We start from the raw sequence: 13987 nt of genomic DNA, 5'->3' as shown, positions 1-13987 counted from the left end.
GTGAAAGGCCCCCGGCAGGAAGTCGCTGCCGGGGGCCTCGCCGTGTCCGCTGCGCCATGTCCGCTACCCGTAGCGGTAGATGGCGCTGTGGTCCTCCATCGCCTCCGGCGTCACGCCCCACGGGGGCATCTTCTCCTTCCGGGCGACGATGCGACGGCGCTGGGAGTCGCCGGGACCCGGCGGCCGCTCGGGCAGATAGCGCGCACCCCTGTGCCGCTGCTGCCAGCGGGTCCACTGGAGGTCGACGAAGGCGTGGTGCAGCCAGAAGACGGGGTCGTTGACGGAGGCACCGCCCAGCATGTGGCCGCCGACCCAGCGGTGGACGCGGTTGTGGTTGCCCCAGGAGGCGTTGCCGGTCCCGCGGCCCCACCCCTCCAGCCGGTTGCGGAAGCCTCGCGCCGACGTCGAGTTCCAGGGGGCCGTGTCGTAGACGGGGTCCTCCAGGGCGGTGTTCAGGTCGCTCCGGGTGGGGAGTCCGAGCGGCTTCTGCGGTCGGCCCAACTCACGCGTGAGGAAATTGCCGTCGGTCACCGCTTCCTTGATCGTCCAGTGGCCCTGCGCGTAGGCGAAGGGGCCGGTCATGACCTGCCGGTCCGAGCGCCGCCCGGTGCCGCCGAGCAGGTCCGCGGTCCACGGCGCGGAGGTCGTCGTACGGTCCTTCGTCCAGTCCCAGTACGGCACGCTCACCGCGGAGTCGACCCGGCGCAGGGCCCGCTCCAGATCCAGCAGGAACCTCCGGTGCCAGGGCAGGAAGGAGGGGGCCATATGGGCCGCGCGCAGTCCGCCGTCGCCGTCCGCGACGTAGTAGTCGATGTGCATCCGGACGAATTCGTCGTACTCCCCCCGGCGTTTGATCTCCAGCATCGCCTTGACGAAGCGGCGACGCTCCACGCTCGTGAGGGCGCTGACGTTCTTACGCGTGTACACCATGGTGGTGGCCGTTCCCCTCCGCGCCGTTCTTCTCCACACCGCTCTCCTGCGCCCCGCCCGGCATGTGGTCCATGCCGCGCAGGCGCTCTGCGGGGCCCAGCGCGTCGACGGCGGCACGTGCAGCCGCCAACGGCGTCGGATACGACTCGTAGTGGTCGATCATGCTGAGATAGCTGCCGTCCGCGCGGCGCATCAGGTGCAGCGGACGGCCGTCCACCGTGACCTGCCACTCGGCACCGTCGAACGCGGCCCTGCCGTCGGAACCGTTCTGCGAACCGAGGATGTGCCGGCCGCGGTACACCTCGTCGAAGAAGTGGTCGTCGGGCCCGAGCGGGCGGGGCGGTCTCGATGCGGCGACGACCGGGGCCAGGGCCACCGCGACGGCCGACACGAACAGACCGCGCATCGCGCCGCGCCGGGTCACGGCCACTCCACCCGCCACCCGCCGTGCCCCCACCACGCTTCCCCGGGCCCTCGGTCCTCGCCTCGGCACTCTGCTCGACACCCAGCTGACGAACATTCTTCTCTCCTTGACGGATCCAGGCGGACTCGATGGGCTTCAACCGGGTTCAACGACGACGGCCCCCGATGGTTCGGTCGGCAGGCCCGCTCCGGACCCCCGGGCCTGCTCCTCGAACGCTTCCTAGGCCCCCGGGCCCAGCTCCAGGTTCGCGGCCGGCGTGGTCCTCAACAGCGGTGCGAGCAAAGCGGCCTGAGGCAGTCTCGGCTCCGCGGGACCGCGCTTCGCGGATGTCGGCCCGCCCCGGGGGGTGTCCAGGGACAGTCCGGGGGTGAGCGTGCGCAGGGCGGCCGCCGGCGCGTCGAGACCGACGTGCTCGAAGCCGTGACCGAGGACCCGCGGGAGGGGCGCGTGGACGTCCGCCCCGGGCAGTCCGCCGCTGAGCGGCACCTGCGGAACGGTCCGATCGGGGATCATCCGGCCCTCGACGTACCGGGGTCCGTCGATCCCGCCCGGCAAGGGAACCGGCAGCTCACCGGCGATCCTGGGCGTCTTCAGACCGAGTGCCTGCTCGGCACCGTTCAGCGGTACGGGGATGGGGACCGCGACGGCGGGAGTCGCGGCCGCGGCGCCCACCGCCGCCGCCACACCGGTCAGGGCGGCGGCGAGGGATCCTCGGGTGGTCGGCTTCATCTCAGGTACGGTCCCTTTCAGGATTCGGGGGCTCGGCATGCGTACCGCGTAACGATTCCGGCAGCGGCATCAGTTCAACATTCCCCCGCCGGACCCAATAGTCTTCCGATACGGATATTCAGCTCGTCCAGAAGTCCCACCAGCGGGTGAGGATGAGCATGCCGATGATGCCGATGTGCAGCACCGGAACAACCCAGGTGAATTCCGAGAGGAATCCCTTCACCCATTCCGGGGCGGGCAGGAAATCATTTCGCACGTCGAAGGACGTGACGTACCAGAACATGACGATGGTGGCGACCCACGCCAGGCAGCACCACAGGCACAACGAGTTGATCCGGTACAGGGACTGGAACTGGAGCCAGGTGCAGAATCCGACGCCGAAGAGCATCCCGAGGTCGAGGGTCAGCCAGTACCAGCGCGGGAACTCCGCACCGGTCAGCAGGCTCACGCCGACGCAGACGACGACGCTGTACGCCACCAGGCCCAGCATGGGGTTCGGGAACCCGAAGACGGAGGCCTGGTCGCTCTTCATGATGTTGCCGCAGGACACCACCGGGTTCAGGCTGCACCCCGGGACGAAGCCCGGGTCCTCCAGCAGTTTGAACTTGTCGATCGTGATGACCCACGCGGCGAGCAGACCGGCCGCGCCCGTGATCACCAGCAGCAGGGCGAGGGCGCGGCCACTGCCCGCGGTGCGCCCGTGCGCCCCGCCGCCGCTCGCTCCCCGTCCTTCGGTGGCCGCCATCAGCCACGCAGGGTGCGAGCGGGAACCAGCACGTGCGCCGCGCTGAGCAGGGTCCCCTCGTCGCCCGCGAAAGCCGTCAGGTGCTCCGGCGCGACGGGCTTGCCCGGCTCGGCCACGGGCCAGGCGCGCGTGGCGAACAGGAAGTAGGCGTAGCCGCGTTCGGCCACGGCGGCGAGCCACTCCGGCGGGGCGACGCACTGCGCGTTGAGGTGCGGCATCGAGACGACGGCCTGACCGGCCTCGACGAGCAGGGTGAGCGGCACGCCCGGCTGCTGGGAGGCGTCGATGAGCCTGTCACCCACGGGCAGTCCGTTGTCGATCAGCAACTGCCGGACGGCCGCCGCCGATCCTTCCGGACCGCCCTCGCCGTCGCCGAGGGAGTAGGCGAGGAGATAGGGCATGTCGCCGTCGGGGGTTTCACCGCTGAATGCCATGACGGCGAGCGTGCCGAGAGCGGCGACCCGAAGAGGACGCATTTCGCTTGAGGTTGAGGTCACCGCGGAACCCTATCGACGCGTCCGTCCGGATTCTGACGTGATTTCACCCGCCCGGGCGATGACCGGACGGGTGACCACACGAACGAGGGACGTCGCTCGAACAGCGTGAAGGGTCGATTCCGCAGCTGCGGAATCGACCCTTTCGCCGCATCGGCCGTACGATCTCAGCCGTTGACGCAGGTGTTGCCGAACGCCGGGTTCAGCGCGCCGATGATGCTGATCGTGTTGCCGCAGAGGTTGATCGGGACGTGCACCGGAACCTGAATGGTGTTACCGGACAGGACACCCGGGGAGTGGGCGGCCACGCCCTGCGCACCGGAGTCAGCGGCAGCGCTTCCCGCAGCGGCACCAGCGGCCATTCCAGCGGTGGCGAGAATCAGTGCGGCCTTCTTGGCGTTATTCATTGTCAGCCCTTTCTTTGGAGAATTGATGGAGATTCTAGGGAATTACTCGCAGGCGTTACGGAGAGACACGCGCCGAAAGAATACGACTAGCCCTTGAGGGGAAGTCCGCCGAGAAGCTGCGCGGGACCGCCGACCGCGTTGAGCGACTTCGCCGCGCCGTTCACGCTGCTGAGGGGGGACTTCTTGTTCTCGGTGTCGAGCGCGTTCGACTGGTGCTGCAGGGGCAGAGCGTCCTGCAGACTGACCGAGCGCTGACTGGTGACGGACTCCAGGGCGCCATTGAGACTGGAGGGGGTGACCCCCGACGCTCCGGCGGCGAAGGCGGGCGCGGCGGCACCCGCGATGACCATGGATCCGGCGACTACAGCGGCGGCCTTGAGGGACTTCATCGTGTTCCTTTCTTCGGCGACTCATGTCACCCGAGGAAATTCCTTGCTCCCGCTGACTAACGAGCCCCGAACGCGATTGGAAACCCCATGAGCGAAAGATTCCCGCACCCACCCGAATGAACGGTCTGCCACACCCTCGCGCCAGGCCGCGGACAGGACCGTGCGCGGGAACCCGCCGGGGCCGCCGCGGGGCGGACCCGACGCGGACCGGCCGTCCCCCTTCTCGGGAGGACGGCCGGCAGAAGGGTCCGCGCTGACGTCAGCCGTTGACGCAGGTGTTGCCGAACGCCGGGTTCAGCAGTCCGCCGGCGTTGATGGTGTTGCCGCAGACGTTGACCGGAATGTGCACGGGAACCTGGATGACGTTGCCCGACAGGACGCCCGGGGAGTGGGCGGCCACGCCGTGCGCGCCGCTGTCGGCGGCGGCGATGCCAGCGGTGCCGGCCACAGCGGCGGCGGCAACGGAGGTCAGGGCCAGGCCCTTCGCGATACGCGACATGGGGAAGTGCTCCTTGAATCGACACAACATCCGGGCGGGGATGCCCGGCTCTGGATTCAACGCGTGGAGCACACGCGGGTTGTGCCTCCAAAAGAGTGATCTCGTGAACGGCCGAGCTTCACGGTTCAGACACACATCACAGCTTTCATGGATAAATCAGGACAGAGGTTAGAGTCGGGCACCTCCGAGGGCGCCGGGAAACCGGGCGTCGGGCGGCGTCGGGACCAGGACGGGGAGCCGGCGCGCACCCATCCGATCCGAAGCTCTCCGTCCGTTCGCTGGTCCAGAACCGTTTCCCCGAAAGGCCACCGCCGGTCATGCGTATCTCCCCGGGCCTGCTGCTGCGCCGCGCGATCGTGGGCTGCTCCGTCCTCGCCACCTTCTGGGCACCGGGCGTCCCCGCCTCCGCGGCGGCGCCCCCCGGTCCGGCCCCCGCCGCGGAGGCGCGGACGCCGTCGTTCGCCCAGCGGTACCGCGCGCTCCAGCACGGCGGGATCGTGCGCGCCGCCAACTCCTCGATCAGCTGCCGGAGTTCCACGACGTCCGGCCGGCCGCGCGGCCCCGTGAGAACGGCCGGGACCGCGCGCCCCACGGCGCCCACGTGCCTGGGGGCGCGGGCCGGAGGGGCGGCCGCCAACGGCGACTTCGACATGCTCTACATCGACGTCGACAACGACCCGAACACCTACAACTCCAGTCGTGCCGAAGTCCGTCTGCCGAAGGGCGCGCGCGTCACGTACGCGCGGCTGTACTGGGGCGGCAACCTCCGTGTCGGCGAGCAGAAGCCGCCGAAGGACAACGGCCGGGTGCTGATCGCCGAGCCCGGCGGCGCGTACAAGAGTCTGCACGCGGACCGTGCGGCCGGACACCGGGTGGCCCGTGGGGCCGACGCGTTCCAGGCGTCGGCGGACGTCACCCGGCTGGTGCGGGCGAGCGGTTCGGGGCTCTACACGGTGGCCCAGGTCAATGTGGCCAAGGGCCGGTCGGCCGCCGGGGCGTGGGGCGGCTGGACCCTGATGGTGGCGTACGAGAAGAAGTCGGAGCCGCTCAGGCATCTGGCGATGTGGGACGGCTTCGACGCGCTCGGCCCGCGCGAGGAGCGCGTGGTGCGGCTGGGCCGGCTGGCCCTCCCCGAGAACGTGAAGGGCCGGGTGGGCCTGGTCGGGTACAACGGCGACCGGGGCCGCGAGGGCGACTCGCTGTCCGTCTCGACGGGCAGCGGGGCGCCGACCGTCCTGGGCGACGCCGCCAACCCCCGTGACGACGTGCTGAATTCGACCATCAGCGAGCCCGGACCCACGACGGCCGCACGGGTGCCCGCCTACGCGAACACGCTCGGCTACGACTCGGACGTCCTCGAACTTGGCAAGGGGATCCGCTCCGGGGGTGACCAGTTGGCCTTCCGGATCGTTTCGCAGCGGGACGCGGCCTGGATCGGAGCACTGTTCGCCGCCGTCGACGCGAAGCAGTGACGCGCGCCCCGGCGCGCCGCCCGTGAGCAAGGAACCGCGCATGCATCTGCCAACAGACCCTCCGCCGCGGGTCCTTCATGTGACGCAACCGGTCGACGGCGGCGTCGCCCGGGTGGTCACCGACCTCATCAGGACCCAGCTCGCGGGCGGAACGCGGGTGACCCTCGCCTGCCCGGACGGCAACGGCTTCGCCCGGGAGGTGCGGGCGCTCGGCGCGGACGTACGGCCCTGGCACGCGACGCGGGCGCCGGGCCCTCAGCTGGCCCAGGAGGTGCGGCGCCTCGGCCGCCTCGTGGCGCGCGTCCGGCCCGATGTGGTGCACGCGCACAGCGCGAAGGCGGGACTGGCGGCCCGGCTGGCGCTGCGCGGACGGGTGCCGACCGTGTTCCAGCCGCACGCCTGGTCGTTCGAGGCCGTCGACGGGGCCGCCGCGGCGCTCGCGCTGCGGTGGGAGCGGTGGGGCGCGCGTTGGGCCTCCCGGGTCGTGTGTGTGAGCGAGGCGGAGCGCATGACCGGCGTACGCGCCGGTGTGCGCGCCCCCTGGCAGGTGATCCCCAACGGCGTCGACCCGGAGCGGTTCCACCCCGCGCCCGCGGACACCGTACGGGCCGGCATCCCCCTGCTCGAAGGGGTCGATCCGGCGGCTCCGCTGGTCGTGTGCGTGGGGCGGCTGTGCCGGCAGAAGGGGCAGGACCTGCTGCTGGAGGCGTGGTCCTCGGTGCTGCGGCAGGTGCCCGGGGCCCGGCTCGTGCTCGTCGGGGACGGGCCGGACGCCGCCCGGCTGCGCGCCGCGGCAGGACACGACGTGCTGTTCGCGGGAGCCGCCACCGACGCCGTCCCCTGGTACCAGGCCGCCGATCTGGTGGTGCTGCCGTCCCGCTGGGAGGGCATGGCGCTGGCTCCGCTGGAGGCCATGGCCTGCGGGCGTCCGGTCGTGATGACGGACGTGGACGGCGCTCGGGAGAGCCTGCCGCCGGACCACGACGCCCGGTGCCTCGTGGCCTCGCGCGAGCCGGAGGCACTGGCGGCGGCGATCGGGGCGCTGCTGTCCGATCCGCCGCTGCGCGCATCGCTCGGCCACCGGGGACGCGACCACGTACTGACCACGCACGACGTGCGCCTCACCGCCGACGCGGTCGCGGGGGTGTACCGCGAACTGCTGGCCGGCCGACAGGCGCGGCACGCCGGGAGCGTCAGGTGCGGGGACCATACCGAGTGCAGGGAGTCGATCCACTCGTGACTGCGGAAAGCACTGTTCCCTCCCCCGGCGGACAGCCCCGGGACTACGGATCCTCGCCCGTCTCGGTCATGCCCGCGCGCGAACCCGGCAGCGGTTTCAGGTTGCCGGCCGGGCCCCGGCGCGCCGCCCGGAGCACCTCCTGGCTGCCGCTGGCCGCCGTCGACGCCGTGGCGGCGCTGGTGACCGGACAGGCGCTCGCGGAGATCAGACCGTACCCGCTGTTCGTCGTCGCGCTGCTGCTGGGCGTGGTCGCGCTGAACACGCGGGCGTCGCTGTACCGGCCGGCGCCCGTACCCGTCTTCCTCGACGAACTGCCCACCGTCTGCGCGCGGATCGTGGTCACCTGGTGCGCGCTGGCCGCCGCGGTCGCCGCGTTCGCCCCGGGCGGCGCGCTGTCGGCCCGGACGCTGGCCCTCGGGTGCGCCGCGCAGGCGGCGATGAGCTGCGCGGGCCGCGGCACGGTGCACTGGCGGCGGCGCCGGGCGGTCGTGCTGCGGCCCCGCGCGGCCCTGGTGATCGGTCCCGCCGCGACCGCGCAGCGGGTGGCGGCGGCCTTCCTGCGCCATCCGAACTGCGGGGTGCAGCCGGTCGGCGTCGTCTCCGACCAGACGGCCGGTTTCGACGGACTGCCGGTGCTCACCACCGGCGAGGAGGTGCAGCGGGCGCTCATCCAGAACGGGGTGCGGGCCGTGCTCGTCGCGGAGCCGCCCGGCCGGCGCGGGCCGATGCTGCGGGCGCTGGCCGAGGCGGGCTGCGAACTGTGGGAGGTCGACGCGGACTCGCCGTCGTACGACGAGGACGGCCGGCACACGCTGGCCGGCTTCTCCTGCCGGCGGCTGTCGATCCTCGAGAAGCGCACCAGCATCGGCAAGCGGTTCCTCGACGTCGCCGTCTCCGGAACCCTGTTGCTGCTGGTCAGCCCCCTGCTGCTGGTGTGCGCGATCGTCCTGCGGCTGAGCGACGGACCCGGGGTGGTGTTCCGGCAGGAGCGCATCGGCAAGGACGGACGGCCCTTCACGCTGCTGAAGTTCCGCACCCACCGCCCGGTCGACGCGCACGAGGCCGCGACCCGCTGGAGCGTGGCGGGCGAACACGACATGAGCGGCTTCTGCCACTTCCTGCGGCGCACCTCGCTCGACGAGCTGCTCCAGTTGCTGAACGTCCTGTGGGGCGACATGAGCCTGGTCGGTCCGCGCCCCGAACGACCGTACTTCGTGGCCCAGTTCAGCCAGACCTACCCCGGCTACGCGGCCCGTCACCGGATGCACACCGGCATCACCGGGCTCGCCCAGGTGAACGGGCTGCGCGGCGACACCTCGATCGAGGACCGCTGCCGTTTCGACAACGCGTACATCGACAACTGGTCGCTGTGGCAGGACGTCTGCATCCTCCTGCGCACGGCCGCCTCGCTCGTCCGCCCGACGGGAAGCTGAGCCGATGAGCCAGGCCCCGCCGGTCGCCCCGCTGGACACGCTGACCGCCGCGCTGCGGAGCGCTCTGCCGGTCTTACCCGTCGTCGCGGTCGTCGCGCTGCTCGGGCTGCCGATCACGCCGACCGACGAGGGCGGCGCGAACGCCGCGGACGCCATGTCCGGTCTGGCCGTCCTCTGGTGCGCCGTCCATCTCCTACGGGGCCGGCGGCGCCCCCTGTCCCCGACGGCCGCGCTGGTCCTCGGGCTCCCCGTGGTCGGCGTCGCGGTCGCGGCGGCCGGGGCGGCGGACCCGGGGGCCGGGATCACCGGCCTCGCCCGGTATCTGCAGATCTTCGTGCTGGTCCCGGCCGCGGTCCTGCTGCTGATGCGCGACCGACGCGACTTCCGGCTGCTGACCTGGTCGTTCGTCGCCCTCGCGCTGTGGCAGGGGGCGATCGGGGTCCAGCAGTACGCCACCGGGACCGGCGCCTCGTACCAGGGCGAGGACGTCCGGGCGGTCGGGACCTTCGGGCCGACCGACGTGATGGGCATGGCGGCGGTGGTCGCCTTCGGGCTGGTCTGCGCCGTGGCCCTCGCGCTGGGGACGTGCTCCGCGCGGCAGCGCGCCGTCGCCGTGCTGTGCGCGCTGGCCCTGCTGGCGCCGCTCGCGCTGTCGTTCAGCCGGGGCGCGTGGATCGCCACGGGCGTGGCCTGCGGCGCGCAGTTGCTGCTGGCGGGGCTGCGGCGCGCGGTGAAGGTGGGCGCCGCGGTGGCGGCGGCCGGGGTGATCCTCGTGGGCGGGCTCGGCGTCGGCACCGCGATGCTCCAGGAGCGCATGACCAGCATCACGCAGGTCGCGGACGCGCCGGACCAGTCGGTGATCGACCGGTACACGATGTGGGCGGCGGCCATCGACATGTGGCGCGAACACCCGCTGACGGGCGTCGGGTTGAAGGGGTTCCCGGACAACCGGGACGGCCACGCCTCGCTCGCCCTCTCCTCGGGCAGCGACATCGCGGGCGCGGGGGCCGCCTTCCACAAGCAGGCGCTGCTCTCGCCGCACAACATGTATCTCCTCGTCCTCGGCGAGCAGGGACTGATCGGGCTGGTCGCCCTCGCGGGCAGCTGGCTCGCGCTCCTGGTGTGCGCGCTGCGCGGGCTCGTCCGCGTACGCCGGGCGGGCCGGGACCCGGCGGATCCGGGCCCGCCCCCGGACCGGACACCGCCCGGCACGGACTGCGCGCTCGTCGCGTGCGGGCTGCTCGTCTGGCAGTTGACCGACTTCGTGTACGCGGACATCGGCGGCCCCTCCACCGTCCTGACGGCCGTCGTCTTCGGCCTCGTCGGCTGGTGGGCGCTGATGGACGCGTCGGCGTCCGTCGGCCCCGGCGCGACGACACCGGTCCCCTCCGTGGCGGAAGCGACCGTGGCGCGATGACGATGACGCCTCCCAGGGCGGGGGAAGACCCGGACACGGGCGCGGGGACGAGCACGGGGACGAGCACGAGCACGGGCACGGGGACGGGTTCGGGCACGGGGACGGGCTCGGGGACGGGCACGGGGGCAACAGGCGCGGGGGCGAACACGGGCGCGGCCCCCGACATGGACATGGGCATGGGCGGGGACGCGATGCCGGGCGCCGGCACCGACACGAACCCGGACGCGGACCCGAACAGGAACACGGACGCGAGTACGGACGCGGGGCGGGGCCGCCGGCCGTCGGTGGCGGGCGGCCGACGGGGCCCCTTCCCCTCCGCCCGTACCGCTCCTCCCGGCCCCGCCGCACCCGCCGTTCCCCGGAAGGGGTCCGGACGGCCCGAAGCGACCTCCAACGGGTTTCTCGCCAAGGCGGCTCTCGTCACCGTCGCGCTCTCGATCGCCGGGGCCCTGCTGGGTCTCGGCCGGGACCAGGCGCTGGCGCATCTGTTCGGGGCCGGGTCGGACACGGACGCGTTCCTCGTCGCGTGGACGCTGCCGGAGTTCGCGGCGACGCTGCTGATCGAGGACGGGCTGGCCTTCGTGCTGATCCCCGCCTTCAGCGTGGCCGTGACCCGGCGGGCCCAGGGCGCGGCGGGTGATCCCGTACGCGCGCTGGTCGCCGCCACCCTGCCCCGGCTGACGCTCGCCTTCGCGGCCGTCGGCGCGCTGCTGATCGCCGGGGCTCCGTACCTGGTCGCGGCGCTCGCCCCCGGCCTGCCCGACCCCCGGCTCGCGGTGGACTGCACCCGGCTGACCGCGACCTGCGTGTTCTCCTTCGGGCTCGCCGGGTACTGCAGCGCGGCGCTGCGGGCGCACCGGCGGTTCGTGGCGCCCGCGGCGATCTACGTGGCGTACAACACCGGGATCATCACGGCGATGTTCGTCCTCGGGGACCGCTGGGGCGTGCGGTCGGCCGCGCTCGGGGTCGCGGTCGGCGGCGCGCTCATAGTGGTGGCGCAGGGGCCCTCGTTGTGGCGCCAGCTTCGGAGCGGGCGGTCGGCGCACGACGCCCTGGGCGGTGAGCCGGCCCGCCCGATGGACCTGACCCTCCTCAGCACGGTGCTGCTCTTCGCCCTGTGCCGGCAGTCCCAGGTCCTCGTCGAACGCTTCCTGGCCTCCTCCCTGCCCGCCGGGGCCATCTCGCATCTGAACTACGCCCAGAAAGTGGCCCAGATGCCGATGGTCCTCTCGCTGATGCTGTGCACGGTCACCTTCCCGGTGGTCGCGCAGGCGATCGCCGAGGGTGACACCGAGCGGGCCCGCGACCGGGTGGAACGCGATCTGGCGCTCGTCTCCTGCACGGTGCTCCTGGGCACGGCGGCGGTCGTCGCGTGCGCCCCGCAGATCATCCAGCTGCTGTTCCAGCGCGGCGCGTTCACCGCCGGGGACACGGCGGCCACGGCGACCGTCATGCGGGTGTACGCCCTCGGGCTGCTGGGCCACACCCTGGTCGGCGCGCTCGTGCGCTCCTACTTCTCCTCGGTGCGGCCCACCTGGTACCCGCTGTTCGCGATGACCGCCGGGATCATCACCACCTCCTTGATCGGCGTCCTGGCCGTCGGCCCCTGGGGGGTCCGCGGGATCGCCGTCGCCAACGCGACCGGCATCACCCTCAGCGCGCTGCTCCTGCTGTACGGCATGGGGCCGCGCAGCGTGCCGATCCGCACCCGCAAGGTGGTGACCGAGATCGGCAAACCGCTGCGGGCCGCCCTGGTCGCCGCGGCGGCCGGAGGTCTGTGCGCGAGCCGCCCGGACTCCCCGCTGCTCGGCCTCGTCGTCGGCGGCACGGTCGTGACCGTCGTCTTCACCCTGCTGGCCTGGGCCTTCCGGGTCGAGGGGTTCGCATCCGCACTCCGTTCCGTCACACGAAGGGTTCCGCATGCCCGTTTCCGCTGACAGCAGCAGGCGTACCGGCACGAACTCCCTCGACGCGCCGCCCTGGGTGGCGATGTACCACTCCGTCGGGGACTGTTCCGACGACCCGTACCGCGTCACGGTCTCCCCGGACCGCCTGGACCGGCAGCTGGGCTGGCTGCGCCGGCGCAGGCTGCGCGGGGTGCGCATGACGGAGCTGCTCGCGGCCCGTGCGCGCGGACAGGGGCAGGACCTGGTGGGTCTGACCTTCGACGACGGGTACACCGACTTCGTCGACACCGCCCTCCCGATCCTGCGGCGGCACGGCTTCGGCGCCACCCTCTTCGTGCTGCCCGGGCGGCTCGGCGGCGACAACGCCTGGGACCCGCTGGGCCCCCGCAAGCCGCTGCTGACCAAGCAGGGCATCCGGCTCGCCGCCGCCTCCGAGGGCATCGAGGTCGGCTCGCACGGACTCACGCACGTCGATCTGACGAAGGCCGACGACGCCCTGCTGCACGCCGAGGTCGCGGGAAGCAGAGCGGCGCTCTCCGAGGTGATCGGTGCTCCCGTCGACGGCTTCTGCTACCCCTACGGAACCATCGACCGCCGCGTCGTCGACGCCGTCCGCGAGGCCGGGTACGGCTACGGCTGCGCGATCGACCCCGGCCCGCTGACCGGCCCGTACGCCCTCCCCCGCGTGCACATCGGCGAGAACGACACCCCCGTACGCCTGTTCCTGAAGCACAAGCTGCACCGGCTGCGCCGACGGCCGGCCGAGGGGGTCTGATGAAGGCGCTGCACATCATCACCGGCCTCGGCATCGGCGGGGCAGAACAGCAACTGCGGCTCCTGCTGCGGCATCTGCCCGTCGAGTGCGACGTCGTGACGCTCACCAACCCGGGGACGGTCGCCGACGGACTCGCCGAGGACGGCGTCCGCGTCATCCATCTCGGCATGGCCGGCAACCGCGATCTCGCCGCGCTCCCCCGCCTGGTGAAGGTGATCCGCGCGGGCCGCTACGACCTCGTCCACACCCACCTCTACCGGGCCTGCGTGTACGGCAGGCTCGCCGCCCGGCTGGCCGGGGTGCGGGCCGTCGTGGCCACCGAGCACTCGCTCGGCGACTCCCAGATGGAGGGCCGCCGGCTCAGCTCGGGCGTCCGCGCCCTGTACCTGGCCAGCGAGCGGCTCGGCCGCTCCACCGTCGCCGTGTCGCCCACGGTCGCCGAACGGCTGCGCCGCTGGGGTGTGCCGGGGCCGCGCATCGAGATCGTGCCGAACGGCGTCGATGTCGCCCGCTTCCGCTTCGACCCGCTGCTGCGCGAACGCACCCGCCGCCGGCTCGGACTGCCCGAGGGCGCCTACGTCGTCGGCGGCGTCGGCCGGCTCGCGGCGGGCAAGCGGTTCGACGTCCTGATCCGCGCCCTGGCCGAACTGCCGGGCGACTGCTGGCTGTTGCTGGTCGGCGGCGGTACGGAGGAGAGCGTGCTGCGGCGCGCCGCGCACGACGCCGGGGTCGCGGACCGGGTCCTGTTCACCGGCGAGCGCCCCACCGGCGGCTCCCCCGGCGCCGATCTGCCGTCGCTGATGGGAGCCATGGACGTCCTCGCCTCGCCCAGCCCCGAGGAGGCGTTCGGCCTGGCCGTCGTGGAGGCCATGGCCGCCGGGCTCCCCGTCCGGTACGTCTCCTGCCCGGCCGTCCAGGACCTGCCTCCCGAGGCAACCCGCGGTGCCGTCCGGGTCCGGGGCGGCGCCGACTCGTTCGCGCGCGCCCTGACGGACGTCCGCGCGGCGGGTCCCTCGCCCCGCTCCGCCGCGGAGGCCGCCCACCACTACTGCATCACCCGCAGCGCCGCACAGCTCATGGACGTGTACGCGGCCGCTGTCTCGCGCACCTGACTGGAGTGAGTTCC

The 13987-nt window shown here is 72.7% G+C and carries 15 protein-coding genes; 7 read left to right on the top strand and 8 right to left on the bottom strand.

Annotated elements, in window-relative coordinates:
* Positions 1-63: 63 nt before the first annotated feature.
* The 8 genes from ACFYW7_RS01570 to chpG form a co-directional block, all read right to left on the bottom strand.
* Complete coding sequence (locus ACFYW7_RS01570) at positions 64-930, bottom strand: tyrosinase family protein (RefSeq protein ID WP_389496982.1); 867 nt, start codon at positions 928-930, stop codon at positions 64-66.
* Entirely contained in the window at positions 914-1336 is a 423-nt protein-coding gene (locus ACFYW7_RS01565) for a tyrosinase family oxidase copper chaperone (protein WP_389498508.1), read from the bottom strand. The genes ACFYW7_RS01570 and ACFYW7_RS01565 overlap by 17 nt, the downstream gene beginning before the upstream one ends.
* 237 nt (positions 1337-1573) lie before the next feature.
* Positions 1574-2083, bottom strand: coding sequence for a hypothetical protein (locus ACFYW7_RS01560; protein WP_389496981.1), 510 nt, complete (start codon positions 2081-2083; stop codon positions 1574-1576).
* Between the two features lie 118 nt (positions 2084-2201).
* Positions 2202-2828, bottom strand: a complete 627-nt coding sequence (locus ACFYW7_RS01555; RefSeq protein WP_389496980.1) for a vitamin K epoxide reductase family protein — start codon at positions 2826-2828, stop codon at positions 2202-2204.
* Positions 2828-3325 (bottom strand): DUF5949 family protein, encoded by a 498-nt coding sequence (locus ACFYW7_RS01550; protein ID WP_389496979.1) that lies wholly within the window; start codon positions 3323-3325, stop codon positions 2828-2830. Before ACFYW7_RS01550 ends, ACFYW7_RS01555 begins: the two co-directional genes overlap by 1 nt.
* A 164-nt stretch (positions 3326-3489) precedes the next feature.
* Positions 3490-3729, bottom strand: a complete 240-nt coding sequence (locus tag ACFYW7_RS01545) for a chaplin (RefSeq protein WP_389496978.1) — start codon at positions 3727-3729, stop codon at positions 3490-3492.
* Positions 3730-3815: 86 nt separating this feature from the next.
* The gene (locus ACFYW7_RS01540) at positions 3816-4118 is read right to left on the bottom strand and encodes a hypothetical protein (RefSeq protein ID WP_389496977.1); all 303 of its coding nucleotides are present in this window, start codon (positions 4116-4118) and stop codon (positions 3816-3818) included.
* A 259-nt stretch (positions 4119-4377) separates the two neighbouring features.
* The gene (chpG, locus tag ACFYW7_RS01535) at positions 4378-4617 is read right to left on the bottom strand and encodes a chaplin ChpG (RefSeq protein WP_389496976.1); all 240 of its coding nucleotides are present in this window, start codon (positions 4615-4617) and stop codon (positions 4378-4380) included.
* A gap of 317 nt (positions 4618-4934) precedes the next feature.
* On the opposite strand from chpG, the gene ACFYW7_RS01530 reads away from it, so the two are divergent.
* From ACFYW7_RS01530 to ACFYW7_RS01500, 7 genes are read left to right on the top strand one after another with little or no spacing between them, the layout of a single operon-like run.
* On the top strand, positions 4935-6089 hold the full coding sequence (locus ACFYW7_RS01530; RefSeq protein ID WP_389496975.1) for a DUF3344 domain-containing protein: 1155 nt from the start codon (positions 4935-4937) through the stop codon (positions 6087-6089).
* 40 nt (positions 6090-6129) lie between these two features.
* On the top strand, positions 6130-7329 hold the full coding sequence (locus ACFYW7_RS01525; RefSeq protein WP_389496974.1) for a glycosyltransferase: 1200 nt from the start codon (positions 6130-6132) through the stop codon (positions 7327-7329).
* On the top strand, positions 7326-8762 hold the full coding sequence (locus tag ACFYW7_RS01520; protein ID WP_389496973.1) for an exopolysaccharide biosynthesis polyprenyl glycosylphosphotransferase: 1437 nt from the start codon (positions 7326-7328) through the stop codon (positions 8760-8762). Before ACFYW7_RS01525 ends, ACFYW7_RS01520 begins: the two co-directional genes overlap by 4 nt.
* A 4-nt stretch (positions 8763-8766) precedes the next feature.
* On the top strand, positions 8767-10179 hold the full coding sequence (locus ACFYW7_RS01515; RefSeq protein ID WP_389496972.1) for an O-antigen ligase family protein: 1413 nt from the start codon (positions 8767-8769) through the stop codon (positions 10177-10179).
* Positions 10176-12116, top strand: a complete 1941-nt coding sequence (gene murJ, locus ACFYW7_RS01510) for a murein biosynthesis integral membrane protein MurJ (protein ID WP_389496971.1) — start codon at positions 10176-10178, stop codon at positions 12114-12116. Before ACFYW7_RS01515 ends, murJ begins: the two co-directional genes overlap by 4 nt.
* Positions 12100-12861, top strand: a complete 762-nt coding sequence (locus ACFYW7_RS01505) for a polysaccharide deacetylase family protein (RefSeq protein WP_389496970.1) — start codon at positions 12100-12102, stop codon at positions 12859-12861. The genes murJ and ACFYW7_RS01505 overlap by 17 nt, the downstream gene beginning before the upstream one ends.
* Complete coding sequence (locus ACFYW7_RS01500) at positions 12861-13973, top strand: glycosyltransferase (RefSeq protein ID WP_389496969.1); 1113 nt, start codon at positions 12861-12863, stop codon at positions 13971-13973. The genes ACFYW7_RS01505 and ACFYW7_RS01500 overlap by 1 nt, the downstream gene beginning before the upstream one ends.
* The last annotated feature ends 14 nt before the right edge of the window (positions 13974-13987 follow it).

The sequence above is a fragment of the Streptomyces sp. NPDC002580 genome (genome assembly GCF_042889485.1).
Taxonomy (GTDB): domain Bacteria; phylum Actinomycetota; class Actinomycetes; order Streptomycetales; family Streptomycetaceae; genus Streptomyces.
This window is presented reverse-complemented; position numbering and strand designations above follow the sequence as displayed.

Bases quoted from the DNA above. Each gene is read 5' to 3' on its own strand.
- murJ (WP_389496971.1), top strand. From the start codon at position 10,176: ATGACGATGACGCCTCCCAGGGCGGGGGAAGACCCGGACACGGGCGCG.
- ACFYW7_RS01505 (WP_389496970.1), top strand. From the start codon at position 12,100: ATGCCCGTTTCCGCTGACAGCAGCAGGCGTACCGGCACGAACTCCCTC.
- ACFYW7_RS01540 (WP_389496977.1), bottom strand. From the start codon at position 4,118: ATGAAGTCCCTCAAGGCCGCCGCTGTAGTCGCCGGATCCATGGTCATC.
- ACFYW7_RS01525 (WP_389496974.1), top strand. From the start codon at position 6,130: ATGCATCTGCCAACAGACCCTCCGCCGCGGGTCCTTCATGTGACGCAA.
- ACFYW7_RS01555 (WP_389496980.1), bottom strand. From the start codon at position 2,828: ATGGCGGCCACCGAAGGACGGGGAGCGAGCGGCGGCGGGGCGCACGGG.
- ACFYW7_RS01530 (WP_389496975.1), top strand. From the start codon at position 4,935: ATGCGTATCTCCCCGGGCCTGCTGCTGCGCCGCGCGATCGTGGGCTGC.
- chpG (WP_389496976.1), bottom strand. From the start codon at position 4,617: ATGTCGCGTATCGCGAAGGGCCTGGCCCTGACCTCCGTTGCCGCCGCC.
- ACFYW7_RS01570 (WP_389496982.1), bottom strand. From the start codon at position 930: ATGGTGTACACGCGTAAGAACGTCAGCGCCCTCACGAGCGTGGAGCGT.
- ACFYW7_RS01565 (WP_389498508.1), bottom strand. From the start codon at position 1,336: ATGCGCGGTCTGTTCGTGTCGGCCGTCGCGGTGGCCCTGGCCCCGGTC.
- ACFYW7_RS01560 (WP_389496981.1), bottom strand. From the start codon at position 2,083: ATGAAGCCGACCACCCGAGGATCCCTCGCCGCCGCCCTGACCGGTGTG.
- ACFYW7_RS01515 (WP_389496972.1), top strand. From the start codon at position 8,767: ATGAGCCAGGCCCCGCCGGTCGCCCCGCTGGACACGCTGACCGCCGCG.
- ACFYW7_RS01545 (WP_389496978.1), bottom strand. From the start codon at position 3,729: ATGAATAACGCCAAGAAGGCCGCACTGATTCTCGCCACCGCTGGAATG.
- ACFYW7_RS01500 (WP_389496969.1), top strand. From the start codon at position 12,861: ATGAAGGCGCTGCACATCATCACCGGCCTCGGCATCGGCGGGGCAGAA.